The sequence below is a fragment of the Calothrix anomala FACHB-343 genome (genome assembly GCF_014696435.1).
Taxonomy (GTDB): domain Bacteria; phylum Cyanobacteriota; class Cyanobacteriia; order Cyanobacteriales; family Nostocaceae; genus Aulosira; species Aulosira anomala_A.
The window spans coordinates 43,097-64,332 of record NZ_JACJQG010000019.1; the positions used below are offsets into that span (position 1 = coordinate 43,097).

The 21,236-nt window shown below is 41.0% G+C and carries 16 protein-coding genes; 5 read left to right on the top strand and 11 right to left on the bottom strand.

The window, feature by feature from the left end; all coding sequences use genetic code 11:
- Window positions 1–78: 78 nt before the first annotated feature.
- Window positions 79–3,810, bottom strand: coding sequence for a CHAT domain-containing protein (locus H6G08_RS13060; protein ID WP_190542853.1), 3,732 nt, complete (start codon window positions 3,808–3,810; stop codon window positions 79–81).
- Window positions 3,811–4,023: 213 nt separating this feature from the next.
- On the opposite strand from H6G08_RS13060, the gene H6G08_RS13065 reads away from it, so the two are divergent.
- The 4 genes from H6G08_RS13065 (at window position 4,024) to mutS (ending at window position 8,058) form a co-directional block, all read left to right on the top strand.
- Window positions 4,024–4,398, top strand: a complete 375-nt coding sequence (locus H6G08_RS13065; protein ID WP_190542856.1) for a type II toxin-antitoxin system RelE/ParE family toxin — start codon at window positions 4,024–4,026, stop codon at window positions 4,396–4,398.
- Window positions 4,395–4,721, top strand: a complete 327-nt coding sequence (locus H6G08_RS13070) for a helix-turn-helix domain-containing protein (protein WP_190542859.1) — start codon at window positions 4,395–4,397, stop codon at window positions 4,719–4,721. The genes H6G08_RS13065 and H6G08_RS13070 overlap by 4 nt, the downstream gene beginning before the upstream one ends.
- 33 nt (window positions 4,722–4,754) lie before the next feature.
- Window positions 4,755–5,225 carry a hypothetical protein gene (locus tag H6G08_RS13075; protein ID WP_190542862.1) on the top strand — a complete coding sequence of 157 codons (471 nt, stop codon included), beginning with the start codon at window positions 4,755–4,757 and terminating at the stop codon, window positions 5,223–5,225.
- Window positions 5,226–5,409: 184 nt separating this feature from the next.
- The gene (gene mutS / locus H6G08_RS13080) at window positions 5,410–8,058 is read left to right on the top strand and encodes a DNA mismatch repair protein MutS (RefSeq protein ID WP_190542865.1); all 2,649 of its coding nucleotides are present in this window, start codon (window positions 5,410–5,412) and stop codon (window positions 8,056–8,058) included.
- 562 nt (window positions 8,059–8,620) lie between these two features.
- Here mutS and adhE read toward each other — a convergent pair.
- The 3 genes from adhE to H6G08_RS13095 form a co-directional block, all read right to left on the bottom strand.
- Window positions 8,621–11,293 (bottom strand): bifunctional acetaldehyde-CoA/alcohol dehydrogenase, encoded by a 2,673-nt coding sequence (gene adhE, locus H6G08_RS13085; RefSeq protein WP_190542868.1) that lies wholly within the window; start codon window positions 11,291–11,293, stop codon window positions 8,621–8,623.
- A 64-nt stretch (window positions 11,294–11,357) separates the two neighbouring features.
- The gene (pflA, locus tag H6G08_RS13090) at window positions 11,358–12,161 is read right to left on the bottom strand and encodes a pyruvate formate-lyase-activating protein (protein WP_190542871.1); all 804 of its coding nucleotides are present in this window, start codon (window positions 12,159–12,161) and stop codon (window positions 11,358–11,360) included.
- Between the two features lie 511 nt (window positions 12,162–12,672).
- Window positions 12,673–14,988, bottom strand: coding sequence for a CHAT domain-containing protein (locus H6G08_RS13095; protein WP_190542875.1), 2,316 nt, complete (start codon window positions 14,986–14,988; stop codon window positions 12,673–12,675).
- Window positions 14,989–15,095: 107 nt separating this feature from the next.
- Between H6G08_RS13095 and H6G08_RS13100 the strand changes: the two genes are divergently transcribed.
- Window positions 15,096–15,272 (top strand): hypothetical protein, encoded by a 177-nt coding sequence (locus H6G08_RS13100; RefSeq protein WP_190542878.1) that lies wholly within the window; start codon window positions 15,096–15,098, stop codon window positions 15,270–15,272.
- Between the two features lie 710 nt (window positions 15,273–15,982).
- Here H6G08_RS13100 and pflB read toward each other — a convergent pair.
- The 7 genes from pflB to H6G08_RS13135 all read right to left on the bottom strand — a co-directional run bounded on the left by pflB (window position 15,983) and on the right by H6G08_RS13135 (window position 20,912).
- Entirely contained in the window at window positions 15,983–18,364 is a 2,382-nt protein-coding gene (gene pflB, locus H6G08_RS13105) for a formate C-acetyltransferase (RefSeq protein WP_277877823.1), read from the bottom strand.
- 749 nt (window positions 18,365–19,113) lie between these two features.
- On the bottom strand, window positions 19,114–19,344 hold the full coding sequence (locus H6G08_RS13110) for a hypothetical protein (protein ID WP_190542881.1): 231 nt from the start codon (window positions 19,342–19,344) through the stop codon (window positions 19,114–19,116).
- Between the two features lie 11 nt (window positions 19,345–19,355).
- Window positions 19,356–19,607 carry a CTB family bacteriocin gene (locus H6G08_RS13115; protein WP_190542884.1) on the bottom strand — a complete coding sequence of 84 codons (252 nt, stop codon included), beginning with the start codon at window positions 19,605–19,607 and terminating at the stop codon, window positions 19,356–19,358.
- A gap of 52 nt (window positions 19,608–19,659) precedes the next feature.
- A complete protein-coding gene (locus H6G08_RS13120) occupies window positions 19,660–19,911 on the bottom strand; it encodes a CTB family bacteriocin (protein WP_190542887.1) in 252 nt (83 codons plus the stop codon).
- Between the two features lie 51 nt (window positions 19,912–19,962).
- Window positions 19,963–20,214 (bottom strand): CTB family bacteriocin, encoded by a 252-nt coding sequence (locus H6G08_RS13125; RefSeq protein WP_190542890.1) that lies wholly within the window; start codon window positions 20,212–20,214, stop codon window positions 19,963–19,965.
- A gap of 141 nt (window positions 20,215–20,355) precedes the next feature.
- Window positions 20,356–20,607, bottom strand: a complete 252-nt coding sequence (locus tag H6G08_RS13130; protein ID WP_190542893.1) for a CTB family bacteriocin — start codon at window positions 20,605–20,607, stop codon at window positions 20,356–20,358.
- Between the two features lie 53 nt (window positions 20,608–20,660).
- Window positions 20,661–20,912: a CTB family bacteriocin gene (locus tag H6G08_RS13135; protein WP_190542895.1), complete on the bottom strand. Its 252-nt coding sequence runs from the start codon at window positions 20,910–20,912 to the stop codon at window positions 20,661–20,663.
- Window positions 20,913–21,236: the final 324 nt, after the last annotated feature.

Sequence of the window (21,236 nt, forward strand, 5' to 3'; positions counted from 1 at the left end):
TTCCCACAAGCTGTAGGGGCGGGTTAAGCAATATTTTCGTGGGTAATTGAGCATATCTGTGAACCCGCCCTTACTTGGCTATCGCCATTCGCCCAAAAATGTAAACGCCGCCCAATAATTAGGATTACGCCATTTTTCTTGCTCCCACATTTTTAATTGCGTCGCCCGCAATGCTTGAGAAGCTGATTTATTTTGCTGCCACATTTGCTTGTAAAATTCTTGCATAAACTCAGATGTGCCTTTATCATCAACTTTCCATAAAGACACTAGTAAGCTTTCTGCACCTGCATACATTAATCCCCTTGTCAAACCTACCAAGCCTTCGCCTTGAATTTCTTTGCCTAATCCGGTTTCGCAAGCACTCAAAACAATTAAATCTGCTGGGTAATCAAGGTTAAATAAGTCTGCTAATCGCAGATATCCGCGAATATCTTTACCTTGTTCGTTTACCAAAGAAAGTACAATTCCTGATAATTCTGGGTTAGCATCGTTCACAAAGCCGTGAGTAGCAAAGTGTAAAATTCGGAATTGATTGAGATTGCTGCTGGTAGCTGCGGTGTAATTTGCGGCAAAATCTAAAAGTTGTACACCTTTGGATTTTGGTACTAGTTTAAATATTGTCTCGGCTTCTGTGCGCGTACCTAAAAGTCGCGTCCAGCCTTGGCGATTGAGGCTATCGGCGGAACGCTTGAGGGCGGAGCGTTCTAGCTCTAAATCTAGGGAATCTTGCTTTTGCAGTTGTTTATTTTGGGCGCTGGTAATTCTTGTATCGGTAGCGTTGTATACTGGGTCAGCGAGGATAGCTAAGGCTTGGGGTGCTTGTGGACGATTGGCGAGTTGTTGGCGTTGAATGGCAATGGTAGATGCGGAAGGTAAGCTGACAATTTCGTGATTTACTAGTAAAGGTTGGTAATTGAAGCTCTGATCGTCAAGTGAGGTACAAGAACGAAATAAACCTCTATCAGTTTCACAGGAATTTTTTGGTTGATTTTGTTGTTGTGGTGTGGAGCTTGGTTGAAAATTTAAATCAGCTAACGCCGCAAAGGGAATATATTGCAAAGCACCATCGGCGACAATTACTAAGCGTTTTTTGCCTAATTTATCTTTGACAGGTGAGAGAATCTGTTGACTGAGTTCTGTTGCGGCGACATCAATTTTACGGTTTTTAATCCCAGTGCAGGGATTTTCTTTGTTAGTGACAGAAGGCGGTTTAGAGGTATTTTCGCTAATTAAACAAAATAAATTGATGGCGCTTTTTTCTATCTCTTGTTTTTTAGGAAGTTCGTAAGTGTCGAGGGAATTGGGAGAAACTACCCATAAAAAACTGCGATCGCTACCTAAGGAATATTGTAATAGTAGGGTATCTTTATCGAGTTGTTGCTGAATTTGGGCTAAATTTAGAGGTTGGGGATATTTGAGGTTAGCGTATTGTGGGCTAGTTTGGCGGATTTTGGTTTCTAGTTCTTTTTGTTGGCGGAGAAGTTCGTCAATTTCTGCTTGTAATTTCTCGGCGTTGGTTTTAAAAATTGGGTTGTTAATTTTTTCGCTGTTAACTATTTCAAAGCGGACTTTTTCTTTACCATCAATTAAGGCTTGTATGCGGCGTTCTTCGGCTAAAAGTTCGGGGTTTGCACCTTTGCGGATATTGGCGCGGGCTTCGGTTAATAGTTCTACTAATCCTCTGGCGCGAGATGCTTCGCTTGTTTCGATGGCTTGGGCATTGTATCCTTTTGATGGGTCTTTTTTGTGCAGTTCCATCAATAGGTCGATTTTGAATTTATAGTAATTTTGGACTGTGGCGAAGTAGGAAGTACGTAAGTCTGAGTTTTTAACGTTGCTGCGGATATTTTCGATGATTTGGATTGCGGCTTCGATGTTGGTAAGTGCGGCGTTGAGGTTTCCTAGTTTGCGTTGATTGATAGCGATTAGGTAAAGTGCATCTGCTTCGCCTGTTTTATCTTTTAACTCACGCCGTATTTTCAGTTCTTCATTGAGTGTATTTATCGCTTGCTGATAATTGTTTTGTCGTCCATAAATTATACTGATATCGCCTAATATTCGCGCTTCTCGAATGCGTAAGCCGGCTTTGCGATAATGTAACAAAATTTTTTGAGAGATATCTAATGATTTTGTGTACTCGCCTTTTGCTCGATATACACTACTAAGAATACTGAGAGAAACTTCTTCTTGAAAAGAGTTTTGGCGTGATAGTGCTAATGCACGATTAGCAAAATCCAATGCCTTATTGTAATTTTTTAAATATATATGTGTTCTCGCCAATCCATGAAGTATGCTGATTTCAGATCGATAATCATCTTTGCTTAATAGTGATAGCGCTTGATTATAAAATTGAAGTGATTCATCGTATTTATTTTGTGTTTGATAAACGATACTAATAAACAATAAAGTCCGAATTTGTCCAGTATTATCTGGTAGACGATTGTATATTTCTAAGGCTTTTTTATAAGTATCAATACTTGATTTATAGTCACCTAGAGATTGTTGAAGTAGTGCAATTTTCCCAAGGGTACGAGCTTCCATTCTAGGATTTGGTATTGAACTTGAGATTTTCAAAGCATTATTATACTCATTTAATGCTAATTGGTAATCACCTTGCGATGCATAAATATCAGCTTTTGCATCAAAAGTTGAAGCTTGCCCATCCTTATCGTTCACCTGAAGAGTAAGCGCTTCATCTAGAGACTCTAGTGCTTTTTGATAATCTCCTGAAAAAGTTGTGTGAAGATTAGCAATCACAAGAATAATGGTTGATTCTAAATATGTATTACCAGCTTGCTGATAAAGCTTTCTAGCTTGTTGATGGTAATAAATTGCTGTTTTATAATCTCCCTTTGAAGCATATAAAAAACCAATATCTGTTAGAGTACTAGCTTTGTCAGATAATTGAGATCCTGCCTGTTGATGCAGTTTTAACGCTTCTTTTAAAGATTTTAGAGCATTTTCAAAGTTTCCTAATTGACCTTGAAGATAGCCAATGTCACTCATTAATATAGCTTGTTTTTTTAAATCTTTTCTTTGGCGTTGGATTTTTAAGGCTTGATTATAATAATTAATAGCTATTATATTTTCACCTGCCATTGAGTATATAAAGCCAATACTATAAAGCGTGTCTGCCTCTCCAGATAAATCTTTTAGTGTTTCTCGATAAATTTTTAGTGCCTTGTTTAATAAATCTAGAGCCTCTTTTGTATTTCCTAATTTATGCTGAACATTAGCAAGTCCTTTATAAGTCATTGCTAGTTCATTAATTTGTTTATTTTTTAGAAATATTGACGTTGCCTGTTGGAAATAATTAAGTGCTTTTTCTGGCTCATCAGTATTAGTGTAAACAGCACCAATAGCAACAAAAACTTTTGCTAACAAAATATTATTTTTAATTTCGCGGGAAATTTCTAATGCTTGATTAAAATATATTAAAGCATTTTTACGATCATCAATATAATTGTAGGCAGTGCCAATAAAAAATAATATCTCAAATTCATCTTGGAGCAATCTTAATTCCTGAACAATTTTTAAAGCCTGCTGATATTTATTTATCGCCTGTTGATATCCTTCTTTAGTTCCCTTCTTCTGTAACTCCTGTGCTTCTCCAACTAGCTTTACACCCTGTTGGTATAACTTTTGTTGTTCTGCATTCAAGGGAACTGACGGCGTAGGCGCTGGTTGCTGGGCAATTTTTAACCCATGACTCCCCAAACTAGCGGCTGTTGACTCGGATAATAAAAGCAGGGCGAAAAATAAAGCCGCAGCGCGAGATGCTAACCCAGGAAGTTTTTTATGCTTTTTCATGAGGATTTATACTGATTTTGGATACAAATCAATATAGTTCTCGGCGGTGTGGGGTTATGCAGGTTTACGGAAATTTTAAGATAATACGCTGTAGGGGCACGGCATCCATAATCTCTCGGCAATACAGAAGTTTTATCGGTGCCGTGCCCCTACTTGTTGGATCGTTGATTTTTTGGTATTGTCTATCTGGTTTTATAAGAAATTTCATATAAAATGACAGATGAACAAGATATTATCGAGGTTCCTTTACGCCCAATTGTTTGGATGGGGGACTCTCGTAAAAATATCCGTGAGTTTCCCGAACAAGTGCGTGCATCAGTAGGCTATGCATTGCAATTGGTGCAAGCAGGCGAAACCCCAATAGATGCTAAACCGTTTAAAGGTATTGGTAGCGGTGTATATGAAATCGTCAAACGCTATGATACGGATACTTACAGAGCAGTTTACGCTGTAAAGATTGGAGAAAAAATTTATGTACTGCACGCTTTTCAAAAGAAATCAAAACGGGGGATTAAAACCCCACAGTCGGACATTGATTTGATTAAAAAACGCTATCAAGACGCGCTGGAAAGAGAGAAACAAGCATGACAGAAGAAACCGTTTTTGAAGAAAGCTGTGGTAACGTATTTGCTGATCTTGGTCTGGAAGATGCCGATGAACTTTTTACCCGTGGTAAAATCGGCATTGTGGTACTGCGTCTGTTGAAACAACGCAACCTCAAGCAACGGGAAATCAGTAAACTGTTAGGAATTCCCCAGCCAGAAGTATCTCATTTAATGAAGGGCGAGTTTCAACGCTTCAGTGAGGGTAAACTCCTGATTTTCCTCAAGCGACTTGATACGGAAATTACTTTACATCTTCGCCCACGAAATCCAGAAAACCAAGCTGCTGAAACTGTGATATCGCTGTAAATCGGCACAATAAAAGCTTGAGTGATACTTACTGTGACGGTTTACGCCTACGCATTTGCTATTTTTGATTCTACAATTGCTATTTCGGCAGTTGCATTTTCTATTTTCGATAATACAATAGCCACTTTCGATAATACAATAGCCGCTTTTGATAATACAATAGCCGCTTTTGATACTACAATAGCCGCTTTCGATATTACAATAGCCGCTTTTGATACTACAATAGCCGCTTTCGATACTACAATAGCCGCTTTTGATACTACAATAGCCACTTTCGATAATACAATAGCCGCTTTTGATACTACAATAGCCGCTTTCGATATTACAATAGCGGCTTTTGATAATACAATAGCCGCTTTCGATACTACAATAGCCGCTTTCGATAATACAATAGCCACTTTCGATACTACAATAGCCGCTTTCGACATTACAATAGCCACTTTTGATAATGAAATAGCCGCTTTTGCGATCGCAAGTTGGGCTATGGTTATACATCGGCGGTAAAATGTGATGCCGATTTAATTAATGATGTGATGTGTGGATTGTCGCAAAGGGCGGGGAAACCCCGCCCCTACGGGATGATTATTTTTTTAATTGGTATTACCCATGCCCAATGCCCTATGCCCCATGCCCAAAAACACGCTATCATCGGATATTGTGGCATCTCCCTGCGTAACTTCTAGGATTTATGACCGCTTCTGACGACGATATCCAGCCAACGGAACCCAGTAACTCGACTACGCCGCATTCGGATACGCGATTAGTAGACCGCAGTAAGCTGAGTAAGATGTATCAGCATTATGTGGAGGTGAAGGATAAGTATCCTCATGCGCTGTTGCTGTATCGGGTGGGAGATTTTTTTGAAACTTTTTTTCAAGATGCGGTGACTGTTTCGCGGGAACTGGAATTAGTTCTGACTAGCAAACATGGCGGTGAAGTGGGACGGGTGGCGATGACTGGTGTGCCGCACCATGCTTGGGAACGCTACACTACTCAACTGGTGGAAAAAGGTTATGCTGTGGTAATTTGCGACCAAGTAGAAGATGCTTCGGAAGCTGTGGGTTTGGTGCGTCGGGAAGTCACCCGCATCCTTACACCGGGGACTTTGCTGGAAGAAGGAATGCTCAAGGCAAGTCGCAATAATTACTTAGCTGCTGTGGTAATTGCGGCTAATCATTGGGGTTTGGCTTATGCAGATATCTCAACTGGGGAATTTCTCACAACTCAAGGTAGTGATTTAGAACACCTGACGCAAGAATTAATGCGGTTACAGCCTTCCGAGGTGCTGTTTCCCACCAACGCGCCGGATTTAGGTATTTTACTGCGTCCTGGGGAAACTTCGCCCAATTTACCCCAATGTTTACCGCCAGCTTTTTGTTATTGTTTGCGATCGCAATCTTCATTTTCTCAAGGTGAAGCTAGAAGTAGATTATTGCAGAAATATAAACTGCGATCGCTAGAAGGTTTGGGTTGCGAACATCTTCCCCTCGCTGTACGTGCGGCTGGCGGGCTGTTGGAATATCTTGAAGATACCCAAAAAGAAAACCAAGTACCCCTGCAATTATTACGCAGCTATACCGTCACCGATTATTTAATCGTAGACCATCAAACCCGCCGTAATTTAGAAATTACGCAAACTGTCCGCGATGGAACTTTTCACGGTTCCCTACTTTGGGCTTTGGATAGAACTAGCACTGCAATGGGCGGGCGGGCGTTACGGCGCTGGCTATTGCAACCATTAATTGATATTAAAGGTATTCGCGCCAGACAAGATACCATTCAAGAATTAGTAGAAAATACCGCCTTACGGCAAGAATTGCGCCAGTTACTCAAGCAAATTTACGACTTAGAAAGGTTAACAGGTAGGGCTGGTTCGGGAACAGCAAACGCCAAAGATTTAATGGCTTTAGCAGATTCTCTTTCGCGTTTACCAGAATTAGCGGAATTAGTAGTAGAAGCCAATTCGCCTTTTCTCAAAGCCTTACAAAAAGTACAGCCTGTATTAGAAGAATTAGCCGCAAAAATCCACGCCCATATAGTAGAAGCACCACCCATACATATTAAAGAAGGCGGTTTAATTCGGGCTGGCGTAAATAATTTATTAGATGAAAGCAAAGCCACCGTCGAAGCGGATCAACAATGGATTGCTAATTTAGAAGTAGATGAGCGAGCCAAAACAGGTATCCCTAACCTCAAGGTAGGATTTAATAAAACCTTTGGTTACTATATTAGTATTTCTCGTACCAAAGCCGACCAAGTACCCGCCAACTACATCCGCAAGCAAACCCTGACGAATGAAGAACGGTATATTACCCCAGAATTAAAAGAACGGGAAGCCAGAATTCTCTCAGCCCGCGATGATTTAAATCAATTAGAATATGAGATTTTTGTCGCCTTGCGGGAGGAAGTCGGCGCACAAGCAGAAATCATCCGCAACTTGTCACGGGCGGTAGCAGCAGCCGATGTCTTGTGTGGTTTAGCTGAGTTAGCAGTCAATCAAGGTTATTGTCGCCCGGAAATTGTACCCGGAAGAGAAATAGAAATTGTCGAAGGAAGACACCCAGTAGTCGAACAATCCTTACCTGCTGGCTTCTTCGTCCCCAATTCTACACAATTAGGTCAACAGTCAACAGTCAACAGTCAACAGTCAACAGTCAATAGTCAACAGTCAATAGTCAACAGTCAACAGTCAACAGTCAACAGTCAACAGTCAACAGTCAACCCCGACTTAATTATTCTTACCGGGCCAAATGCGAGTGGTAAAAGTTGTTATTTGCGTCAGGTGGGATTAATACAGTTAATGGCGCAGACGGGGAGTTTTGTGCCGGCGAGATTTGCTAAATTGGGAGTATGCGATCGCATTTTTACCCGTGTCGGTGCAGTTGATGATTTAGCCACAGGTCAATCTACATTTATGGTAGAGATGAACGAAACCGCAAATATTCTCAACCATGCAACCACCAGGTCTTTAGTATTATTAGATGAAATTGGCAGAGGAACAGCCACCTTTGACGGACTTTCTATAGCTTGGGCGGTAGCGGAATATTTAGCTACAGATATCAAAGCCAGAACAATTTTTGCTACCCATTACCACGAATTAAACGAACTCGCGGGAATGTTAACCAATGTTGCGAATTATCAAGTAACAGTTAAAGAACTACCAGATCAAATTATCTTTTTACACCAAGTTCAACCAGGCGGTGCAGATAAATCCTACGGAATCGAAGCCGGAAGACTAGCCGGTTTACCTGCGGTAGTAATTAAACGGGCAAAACAAGTCATGGGGCAGATAGAGAAACATAGTAAAATTGCGATCGGTTTACGGGAAAATTTATAGGGGCATTGGGCATGGGGCATTGGGCATGGGAAGAGAGAAATACAATCTCTGATTTTCTCTGCGCCTCTGCGTCCTCTGCGGTGCAAAAATAATTTATCCCAATTTAACCAAAGAATGCGACAGATTGTAGGGGCACGGCATCAGTAAAATTATTGTATGTACCAAAAGATTGTCTGTGCCGTGCCCCTACGATAGATGAGGTTCAAATAGGTGAAAACTGCTGTAATTGAACCGCCAAGACGCCAAGAACGCCAAGAATTCCTAGAGTGTGCGTAAATCCTTGTCGCAAATATTATTTCATATTGGTATTATTTAACCACAGAGAACACAGAGAACACAGAGATAATACCTAGCAAAAGCTTATATGTTAGACAATGCCCACCCTACATATACTATTTCTTCTCTCTGCGTCCTTGGCGTCTTCTCTGCGAGACGCTGCGCGTTGGCGGAAGCCTCTCGCAGAGAAGGCGGTTCAAAAATCATACCAATTTCCAAAAACAATCCCACAAATGAGGTAGGACACAATAATCTTGTGCCCTAAATCATATCTATCGCCTTTATCCTACACCTCTACCTTTTCACCGGCAAAAAACTCCGGCGTATTGTGATAAAGAACCGCATCAATCCGACAACCTTGATAAGCTAAAACATATAACTCCTTCAAGTCCTTCATTAGCGGATAGCGGGGATTTGCACCGGTACATTGATCGTCAAATGCTTGTTCCGCCATTTCTTCCACCTTGGCGTAGAACTCCTTATCTTCATCACCCAACGCCTGTTTAATCGTCGCCGGAATCTCAACTTGCTGTTTGAGATTTTCAATCGCCGCAATCAATAATTCCACTTTTTCGTCGGCTGTATTTCCCCCCAAACGCAGATGGTCGGCTATTTGCGCATACCTATCTTTAGCATTAGGATATTTATATTGGGGAAATATTGCTTGCTTGAAGGGAATATCTGTGGCGTTGTAGCGGATAACGTGGGAAATCATCAAAGCGTTAGCTAAACCGTGGGGAACATGGAAAGTAGCACCGAGTTTGTGTGCCATTGAGTGACAAATACCCAAGAAAGCATTGGCAAAAGCCATACCTGCAATTGTCGCTGCATAATGTACCTTTTCCCTAGCTTTGAGATCTTTAGCACCATTTTGGTAAGCACTGGGTAAATATTTAAACAATAATCTAATTGCTTGCAGTGCTAAACCGTCTGTAAACTCGGTTGCCATTACGGATACGTAGGCTTCTAAGGCATGAGTTAATGCATCAATACCACCATAAGCCGTGAGTTTTTTCGGCATATTTAAGGTGAGTTCCGGATCGGCGATCGCAATATTCGGAGTTAGGGCATAATCTGCTAAGGGATATTTCACGCCAACTCTGTCATCTGTCACCACAGCAAAGGGTGTCACTTCTGAACCAGTCCCCGAAGTTGTGGGAATCGCTACCATGATGGCTTTTTGTCCCAAAGGCGGTAATTCATAAACCCGCTTGCGGATATCCATAAACCGCATCGCCAAGCCTTCAAATTCAATATCTGGCTGTTCGTACATCAACCACATAACTTTAGCCGCATCCATTGGCGAACCGCCACCAATGGCAATAATCACATCTGGTTGATAGCTTCTGAGTAAAGCTAATCCTTTATTTACATTTGATAATGTGGGATCTGGTTCGACATCGTGGAATACGTCATGTTTAACGCCAATTTCGTCTAAAACTTGGGTAACTTTATCGACAATTCCTAAATCAAATAATGGTTTATCTGTAACAATAAAAGCTCGTTCCTTACCTTCCAAATCGCGCAAAGCTACAGGTAAACAACCATATTTGAAATAGATTTTTGGCGGAACGCGGAACCATAACATATTTTGTCGCCGTTGCGATACCGTTTTGATATTTACTAAGTGATGGGGTGTGACGTTATCAGAAATTGTATTTCCGCCCCAAGTACCGCAACCTAATGTTAAAGATGGGTCAAGTTTAAAGTTATATAAATCGCCAATCGCCCCTTGAGAAGATGGAGTGTTAATTAAAACTCTCCCGGTTTTCATCCGGTTTTCAAAATAGGCAATATCATCCAAATTATCAGGATTTGTATACAATACCGAAGTATGTCCCAAACCGCCGAATTCGATTAATTTATCGGCTTTATCTACAGCATCATGAAAATCTGCGGCGCGATACATTGCCAAGATAGGCGATAATTTTTCATAAGCAAAAGGTTCGCTATCGCCTATATTTTCAACTTCACCAATTAAGACTTTATGAATCTTTTGTGTTGTCAGGTTATCATCTTTTGGCAGAGAAATTCCGGCTAAATTCGCTAAAGTTTCTACCGACTGTCCCACAATTGCCGGATTTAATCTGCCATCTTTCAAAATTATATTACCCAGCTTTTGTCTTTCCTCATCATTGAGAAAATATGCACCCCGGCTGATAAATTCCTGTTTAACTTTTTCGTAAACTTCATCAACCACAACAACTGATTGTTCCGAAGCGCAAATCATGCCGTTGTCAAAGGTTTTACTTAATAAAATTGAACTCACAGCCATTTGAATATGGGCGCTACTATCAATTATGGCGGGAGTATTACCCGCACCCACACCTAACGATGGATGTCCTGAAGAATAAGCAGCGCGTACCATTCCCGGCCCGCCAGTTGCTAAAATTAATTTAACTTCTGGATGCTGCATTAAAGCTTTCGATAATTCCACAGTTGGCTCATCAATCCAACCAATAATATCTTCTGGCGCACCAGCAGCAATTGCGGCTTTGAGGACAATTTGAGCGGCTGCAATAGTGCAATTTTTTGATTTGGGATGGGGTGAAAAGATAATGGCATTTCTGGTTTTTAAAGCAATTAAGGCTTTAAAAATTGTCGTTGCTGTCGGGTTAGTTACCGGGACAATTCCCGCCACAATCCCTACAGGCTCAGAAATTTTTTGAATGCCAAATGAATTATCTTCTTCAATCACCCCGCAGGTTTTTTCATGTTTGTATTTATTGTAAATAAATTCTGAAGCAAAGTGATTTTTAATCACCTTATCTTCTACAATCCCCATCCCTGTCTCTGTAACTGCTAATTTGGCTAGGGGAATTCGTTCGGCGTTAGCTGCTAATGCAGCCTTTTTAAAGATGACATCAACTTGTTCTTGAGAGTAATTAGCGTATTTCGCCTGTGCTGCTTTTACCCGTTGTACAAGTAATTCTAATTCTTCGATATTCGTAACTTTCATATATGTATCCTGCTGCGGAATTTACTACAGATATTTCACTCGTGCGCCATTAATTCTCAAAAACTTAAATCGCAAATATTCCTCGACTGCGAAAGATATCCAACACTGCTTGTACTTGTTCTGGAGATGGTGGTTGAGTATCTCTCAATAAATATTCAAATCCTAGTTCCTGCCATTTGTATTCACCCATTTTATGAAATGGTAAAACTTCTAATCTTTCTACATTAGTGAATGGGGCAATAAAATCAGCTAACCCGTTAACATTTTCTTGGTCATCGGTTAAACCGGGAACTAACACAAATCGAATCCAAGTAGGCTTATGAATGACATTGAGATATTTAGCCAAAGCTAATGTGGGTTCAATGCTGCGACCTGTAACTTTAGTATAAGTATCAGGGTCAAAAGATTTAATGTCAAGCAAAACTAAATCGGCAAATTCGAGTACAGATTTAGCGGATTCTAACTCACAAAAACCAGAAGTATCTAATGCTGTATGAATTCCTAATTCTTGACAGCGTTTAAAAATTTCGCGAACAAATCCCGGCTGCATTAATGGTTCTCCGCCAGTGATTGTCACACCACCACCAGAAGATTTCATATAGGATCTATACTTCTGAATTTCTGTGACTAATTCGTCAACGCTGGTTTGTTTACCATGTTCTAGATAGCGACAATCAGCATTACTGCAATAAAGACAGCGTAGCGGACAACCAGATGTGAAAATTACAAATCGAATACCAGGCCCGTCAACTGTCCCACAACTTTCTACTGAATGAATGTAACCGGAATTAATAATTGCTGGAAATATATGGCTATTGTCTCGCGTGTGATGTTCTATGGGAAAATGCGGGAATTTTAGATTGTGCATAAATTTCACCTCAGTTGACATTAGCTATCAACCTGTCTTTTGACTCTCACCTATGAGTTATAGATAACAATTGTGAGGAACTTGTGGGGATATCGTGGTGTAAACAATCAATTTCTTAAATTAAATTTAGCTTTTAGCGATCCCCGTTAGATATATATCTAAATGATTTCATCGTGAGAATTTTCAGTCATGGTAGGGGCATTGGCACTGCCATGCCCTCTAGAATATATTGATGTGCTGCTAAAGGCTTTGTTGCTCAAGATCTTCGATCCCCCTAAATCCCCCTTAAAAAGGGGGACTTTGAATCTTTTCCCCCCTTTTTTAAGGGGGGTTAGGGGGGATCGAAAGTTTATGGGGTGAAGAGAGAGAACCCCAAATACTTACCCTGTGTGCTTCTGAGCTTAAGTTGACACCAATGGGCACCGACAATCTTTTGGTACATATAATAATTTTACTGGTGTTCCCTACGACAGATGTGGTTCAAATAGGTGAAAACTGCTGTAAATTGGTATTATTTCGCCTCGCCAATTAACGTAAACGCCGCCCAAGCGCTGGGATTTGGATGCTGTTTCATCGTCACCAACATCGCTTGACGCAAAGCCCAAGCTTTATCTGGATTCTTTTGTAACTGGCGGTAAAATTCCCCCATTAATAATGCGGAAGGACTATCGGGAATTGACCATAATGTAACAATGACACTGGGCGCACCGGCAGAAATTAAGGCGCGAGATAAACCAATGACACCATCACCTGTGAGTTTACCTTGTCCCGTATCGCAAGCACTTAAAACAACTAATTCGGCGTTAATTTTTAAATCTAAAATTTCATTCGCAGTTAGCAAGCCGTTATCTTTACCATCTGGGGCGAGAGCAACAGCACCGGGGACACCTAAACCTTTAAAATCGTCAAGTAAACCGTGGGTAGCTAGATGAATAAACCTTGCTTGGGGTAATTTTTGAATCAATGCGGCTTTGGTTGCTTCTTTACCTGTGATGGCTTTGGTGTTTAACAGTTGGGCGATTTCTTTTGCTTCTTTTTCCGCACCTGGTAACGGAGTTAATTGTTGTGGTGTTTCACCAATTTTAGGGGGAACGCTGGGCATGATAGGATTACCCAAAACTAGGGCTTGATTACCGGAAACTTTCTGCCGTTGTTTGCTAGTTAAATCTAAAACTTGAATTGCTGGGGCAGTGAGGATAGTGTGTTTTTCAATTAAATATTTACCTTGTTCATCTTGTAAAGCGGCGAAGGGAACAAGAAATAAAGATGATTGCGGTATAAATGTAACTCGCTCATCAGGATTTTTGGGTAGCAAGTCAGCAATGGGATTAATTAGTAGTTGGTGAAGTCGTTGAAATCGTTGTTTTGCTAGGCTAGGATTGGGTTTGTAACTGGACTCAAAAATACCCCGACCTCTGACACCGATTGACTCGCGGCTGTTGGTGACTAATTGGGCTAAAGTTGTATTTTCTTTTTGCCATAAAGGTTTCAGGTCAGCTTTGCGGAAGGTAATTTCACCCGTGGGTTTGATTACCCAAATGTAGAGTTCTGATTCTTTGGTTTCTTGTTTACCCTGAATTTTGAATTCATCATAAATAATTGAATATTCAACGACAGTAGCATTTTGTGATTTGGCTATTTGTTTAATCTCAGCAATATTGGGCGGAGTGGGGAATTGTTTTTTGGGGTTAGCAGATAACCGAGCAGCAAGTAACTCCACAAATGCTCGTCCTCGTCCCCGTTCAGATATTTCTAAAGCAGCATCAGTTTTATTTTGGGCAATGAGGACTTTTTGTAAAGTGTGATAGGTACTCCTTTGCGTTTCAAAAATTGAGACTTTCTCACCATCCTTTAAGTCTCGACTTCGGAGAGATTCTTTAGCTTTCATGCTTGCAATTAGGGTACTCTCTGCTAAAGTGAGATTGCCTTGTTTGTAGTAAGCAAATCCTAGATTGTTCAGTGCATTACCCTCACTTTGACGGTCTTGAATTGAGCGTGCGATCGCCAAGCTTTGTTGATGGTAGTCAATGGCTTTAGGGTAGTCTCCCAAGTAACCGTAGGCATTACCGAGATTTCCCAGTGCTTTACCCTCATCTTGACGGTTTTTGATTTTCCGTGCGATCGCCAAGCTTTGTTGTAGGTAGTCAATGGCTTTAGGGTAGTCTCCCAAGTAACCGTAGGCATTACCGAGATTTCCCAGTGCTTTACCCTCATCTTGACGGTCTTGAATTGAGCGTGCTAGAGCCAAGCTTTGTTGTAAGTAGTCAATGGCTTTAGGGTAGTCTCCCAAGTAACCGTAGGCATTACCGAGATTTCCCAGTGCTTTACCCTCACTTTGACGGTCTTGAATTGAGCGTGCTAGAGCCAACACTTGTTGATAGTAATCAATAGCTTTTTTGTAGTTTCCTAAGGAACGGTAGGCATTACCAAGATTTCCCAGTGCTTTACCCTCACTTTGACGGTTTTTGATTTCCCGTGCTAGAGCCAAGCTTTGTTGATGGTAGTCAATGGCTTTAGGGTAGTCTCCCAAGTAACGGTAGGCATTACCGAGATTTCCCAGTGCCCTACCCTCACCTTGACGGTCTTGAATTTCCCGATAGATAGAGAGTGCTTGTTGCCAAGACTGCATTGCTGCTTTCCATTGACTGGTTTGATACTGCTGAATACCTTGGTCTAACAGACTATCAGCTTGAGTCTTTCGCGGGTCTGGTGTTTGCGCCAGTACTGGTAATTCTCCTGGTGAGGCGGAAAGGCTGAAAGTTATTTGTGTGGAGGTTGTGGCGATAACTAGGGCGAGGAAACTTAGACCAAGGTTAGGGTAACGCATAAGGAATGATGAAATTAAGATTGGGTGGTGAAGTATGGGGGTTAAGTAATTAAGTTAAGCTGTTTTGTCAAGGAATATGCTAAAGAGTTGGTGAATTTGGCTAAATTTTGGATAATTTAACCGCAGCACCAGAGTTATTTAATGGCTTATTGTTATATAGTTCTGAGCAGGGTGGGGGTTATGCAGTTTTGCGGGGAAGAAATTCACCAAATCGCCAATTACATCAAAAAATTCCCATAAACTGTAGGGGTTTGCCTTGCACCATACCTGTCAACTTAAGCTAAAAGCTATCACGGCGCGTGTTGTACAAATCCCTCGCCCTCATCCCCTAACCCCTTCTCCCCCAGGGAGAAGGGGAATTGAATCTCTTGCTCCCCTCTCCCTGAGGGAGAGGGGCTGGGGGTGAGGGTAAAACTTTTGCACAAAGCGGGTTTCACATTAAGGTGACACCAATAGGTAATGCCAAACTAATTCGTAATACTTCGACAAGCTCAGTACAAGTTCGTAATTCCCTGGGGGAAGGCTTGCGTCTATCTAATTCGTAATTCAACGAATGGTAAATGTGTGGTACCAATTCTTACCAATAGAAAAAATCATGCAACAGGTAGGGGCATTGGCACTGCCATGCCCTCTAGAATATATCAACACGCCGCCAATGATTAACCAGTATCAAAGACTCAACGACGAGAAAAAAAGCCTCATTAAGAGACTTCCAAATAAAAAAATATTGCGATCGTTAACTTACCAAACCTGCAACTCGTAAGGGCGGGGAAAACCCATACGTGTCAACTTAACGTGAAACCCGCTTGGCGACAACGTTCTGCCCTCACCCCCAGCCCCTCTCCCACCGGGAGAGGGGAGCAAGAGATTTAATTCCCCTTCTCCTGGGGGAGAAGGGGTTAGGGGATGAGGGCGAAAGTTTTTGTACAACGCCCGCTCTATATAGCTTTTAGCTTAAGTTGACACGTATGGGGGGAAACCCCGCCCCTACGGGTTAAAATCGTTCGTGGAATGTGCGATGAATTACATCAAGTTGCTGTTCTCGCGTTAATTTAATAAAGTTCACCGCGTAACCGGAAACTCTAATTGTTAACTGGGGATATAATTCTGGATGATCCATTGCATCCATTAACATTTCTCGCTTGAGGACGTTAACGTTAATATGGTGTCCGCCATCATGGAAGTAACCATCTAGCATTCCTACTAGGTTGCTGATTTGATCGACTTCTAATTTACCTAAAGCTGATGGTACTACAGAGAAAGTGTTGGAAATTCCATCTTGGGCGCATTGGTAAGGAATTTTCGCGACGGATTCCAGAGACGCAACTGCACCTTTACTATCTCTTCCATGCATGGGGTTTGCACCAGGCGCAAAGGGTTCGCCAGCTTTTCTCCCGTCGGGGGTGTTACCGGTTTTCTTGCCATACACAACGTTTGAGGTAATTGTTAATACCGATTGTGTTGCTGTGGCTTGGCGATATGTGGGATGTTTCCGCAGTTCGTTCATGAACTTGGTAACTAAATCTACCGCTATTTCATCAACGCGATCGTCGTTGTTGCCATATTTGGGATAATCGCCGGTAATTTCATAATCAACGGCTAATCCCTCGGTGTTACGCAATACTTTGACTTTGGCATATTTAATTGCTGATAAAGCATCTGTGACTACAGATAACCCAGCAATCCCGCAAGCCATTGTGCGTAAAATATCGCGATCGTGGAGTGCCATTTCGATGCGTTCGTAGCAGTATTTATCATGCATGTAATGGATGACGTTCAGGGTATTAATATACGCCTTGGCTAACCACCCCATCATTGTTTCAAATTGCTCCCGTACCTGTTGATAATCTAGGTAGTCGGAAGTAATTGGCGCGATCGCACTTGCAACTTGTTCGCCAGAAATTTCATCTTTACCGCCGTTAATCGCATATAGCAAACACTTGGCTAGATTGACTCGTGCGCCAAAAAACTGCATTTGCTTACCGATGCGCATTGCCGAAACGCAACAAGCGATCGCATAATCATCACCCCAGTAAGAACGCATCAAATCATCGTTCTCATACTGAATTGAGCTAGTCTGAATGGAAACTTTAGCGCAAAAACGTTTAAAATTATCAGGTAACTGTTCCGACCACAACACAGTTAAATTTGGTTCTGGTGCTGGGCCTAAATTAGACAAAGTATGCAGAATCCGGAAACTATTCTTCGTTACCAAAGGCCTACCATCTTCACCCACACCGCCAACGCATTCTGTCACCCAAGTGGGATCGCCGGAAAACAGTTGATTATAATCTGGTGTCCGCAAAAATCTTACCATGCGTAACTTCATCACAAAATGGTCGATGAGTTCTTGCAGTTGGGATTCGGTAACTGTTCCTTGTTGTAAATCTCGTTCAAAGTAAATATCTAGGAAAGTTGAAACCCTTCCCAAAGACATCGCCGCACCGTTTTGTTCTTTCACAGCTGCCAGATAGCCAAAATATAACCACTGCACAGCTTCTTTCGCTGTAGCTGCGGGTTGACTAATATCAAACCCGTAACTAGCAGCCATTGTTTTCAATTCAAACAAAGCTTTGATTTGTTCGGAAATTTCTTCCCGCGAGCGAATTGTATCTTCAACAATCTCATCTAACTCTAAAGATTGGAGTTGTGATTTTTTATCATCGATGAGACCATCAACACCATACAACGCTACGCGCCGATAATCGCCAATAATTCTCCCCCGTCCGTAAGCATCTGGCAATCCGGTGATAATACCATAGCGCCGACATAAGCGCATTTCGCGAGTATAGGCATCAAATACGCCGTCGTTATGAGTTTTGCGGTATTTGGTAAATATATCTGCGGTTTGGGGATTGAGTTCGTAACCGTAAGCTTTTAATGCATCTTTAACTACACGAATGCCACCAAACGGCATAATAGCGCGTTTTAGCGGTTTATCCGTTTGCAATCCGACAATCTGTTCCAATTCGCGGTGAATATAACCCGGTTGATGGGAGGTAATTGTGGAAACAACTTCTGTATCTGTATCTAAAATACCTTTCTCGCGCTCAACTGCCATCAAATCCTTGACTTTATCCCAGAGTGCTTGAGTGGTGGGAGTCGCACCTGTTAAAAAAGATTCATCGCCACTGTAAAGGGTGTAATTCTTTTGGATGAAATCGCGGACATTGATTTCTTCTGTCCATTTACCACTTGTGAAGCCTTGCCATTGTGCCAACATCGGAGATTCCCCCCAGTTGATGAAGCTAAATAATTGACTGCGGTATCTTTGCTTGGGATAACGTAGCACACCTAATTGTGATATTAGCGCAACTGTAAGTGGTGATTTTTTATGAGTCTTGTGGGATCGCGTCGCCTTAATAGTTTTGGGCAAAAGTTAAATTTTTATTCTCGCTATAGCTGGATTTTTACTGAAGGAAAGGTTGCAACTCATTAATTAGGTTTGCGACTTGTAAACTTACTTTCTGAGTCATTTAGCAACAGTTATGACTCGCAAACTTACTTTCTGAGTCATTTAGCAACAGTTACGACTCGCAAACTAACTTTCTGACTCGCAAACTTACTTTCTGAATCATATTTTAGCTTCACAACTCATACATAAGGTTTTTAGAGCATAAATTAATGTTTAGGGTTATAAATATATAAATTACAAATTTTTACACCTAATTTATTCATTTATTGCCATTCATTAAAATAATCTAGCTCCCATGCTCTGCGTGGGAGCGATGATCGTGAGGCTCCGCCTCAATTTATCAGCTTTCGAGGCGGAGCCTCGCAATACGCATTTCCAAAAGGAGGCTGTAAACGAGATAAGGGACATCCAATTTTTTAAATACCCAATAAATTGGTAATGCGAGCATCTTGCTCGCTTTTGAACACCAGCGAGCAAGATGCTCGCACTACGAAATATGGGTAATTTATTCTTTGTAAGTCCCTAAACACCAATATCTACGTTGGGTTTCACGATCTTCTACCCAACCTACACCTAAACTTACTCTCATACAAATGACCATTGTACGCGATTCATCGCGTCTCTGATAAATAAAAAAACACCCCTATTTATTACTAAACAAGGGTGATAATTGTGTGGATGAGAAGAAAGCAATGAGGTTAGACTTAAAGCTAGAATTGAGTTACATTGTTTGTAGGTGTATGCTCAATTATTGCTGGTAGTGTTGGTTGGGTAATTGGTAACTCTTTTTCTAAGAATTTGTTAATAGCTTGAGAGATAGATCCTTTAATATCAGCTATTACTACATCCAATCCGCTAGCAACATTTACTCCGCCAGCAACCCGATCTAATTCTTGTTCGCCAATTTCAACAGCACCGAGATTTTCAATTTTCTTATTCATGGCTTTACTCATTAACCGATCGCAATATTTAAACCAGCAGAACTAGAAATTTCTTTTAAGCTAGCAATCGAAGCAGTACCGCTACCATTGGGGCCTGCGTAGGTTTGTTGTGCAACTATTAACTCTTTTTGGAAGAAACCGTTACTAGCTTGAGAATTATAGCCTTGAGCATCACCAATGACTACAGATAATCCACCAGCAACATTATCTAATTCTTGTTCAGAAAGTTCAACTACAGCGATGTTTTTGATTGATTCAGACATTGTTTTTACTCCTAATTATGTTTTGATGTTTGAGTTGGGAAAAGAATGAGAATTAACTAATTGCAATATTCAACCCAGCAGAACTAGCAACTTCCTTCAAGCTAGTAATTGAACCAGTGCTGCTACCATTGGGGCCTGCGGTGGTTTGTTGTGCAACTACTAATTCTTTTTGCCAAAATTTGTTACCAGCTTGAGAAGAATATCCTTCAACATCACCTAGTACTAAAGCTAGTCCACCAGCAACCTTATCTAATTCTTGTTCAGAAAGTTCAACTACAGCGATGTTTTTGATTGATTCAGACATGGTTTTTACTCCTAATTTTGTGTTGATGTTTGAGTTTTGTAAGAATGAGAATTAACTAATTGCAATATTTAAACCAGCATTAGTAGCAATTTCTTTCAAGCTAGTAATAGAACCAGTGCTGCTACCATTGGGGCCTGCGGTTGTTTGTTGCGCAACTACTAACTCTTTTTGGAAGAAATCGTTATTAGCTTGAGAAGCATAGCCGTTAACATCACCCAGAACTAAAGCTAGTCCACCAGCAACGTTATCTAATTCTTGTTCAGAAAGTTCAACTACATCAAAGTTTTGGATTGAATGAGACATGGTTTTACTCCTAATTTTGTGTTTATTGGTTAATTTGATTGAGGCGTTGCGTTGCATATATTCGGGAATATCGGCAAAGTTAAAACTAATTTTTTATTCCTGATTTTCGCAACGCCAATTTTGTATTACTTGGCGATTGGATTAACCAATTGCAATATTCAAGCCAGCAGAAGTAGAAATTTCTTTCAAGCTGCTAATAGAACCAGTGCTGCTACCATTGGGGCCTGCGGTTGTTTGTTGCGCAACTACTAACTCTTTTTGGAAAAAGTTATTACCAGCTTGAGAAGCATAGCCGTTAACATCACCCAGAACTAAAGCTAGTCCACCAGCAACGTTATCTAGTTCTTGTTCGTCAAGTTCAACTGCACCGATATTTTTGATTATGTTAGACATGATTTTGCTCCTGATTATTTCTTGATATTTTTGGATGTTTTGATGATGGATAATTAACCAATTGCGATATTCAAACCAGCAGAACTTGCAACTTCTTTCAGGCTGGTAATTGAACCAGTGCTGCTACCATTGGGGCCTGCGGTTGTTTGTTGAGCAACTACTAACTCTTTTTGGAAGAAATTGTTGTTAGCTTGAGAAGCATAGCCGTTAACATCACCCAGTACTAAAGCTAGTCCACCAGCAACGTTATCTAATTCTTGTTCAGAAAGTTCAACTGCACCGTTGTTTTTGATTGTGTTAGACATTGTTTTTTTCCTTGATGTATATGTGAATTTGTCAGATTAAGCAGCGTTTATTAACCGTGTTATAATTTTTTATCTTGGTTATCTCGCTGCGCTTTTCGTTTCGCTTGATGTGTTCATAGTAGGAAATTTGCCCAAGGATATACATCGGAATAAAGTTCGGATTGCCAGAAAATTTATCTCCTCCGAACTGTCTCCTACTAAAGTTGGAAATGAATTAAAGGTGCGCAACGGGAGTAGAGAAATTTTGGCGCAATACCCTAGAAGGGTATCGCTATAAGAACAAAGCCTGTCTTCACAGGCTGTAAAGCAATACGGTTCAGTTAA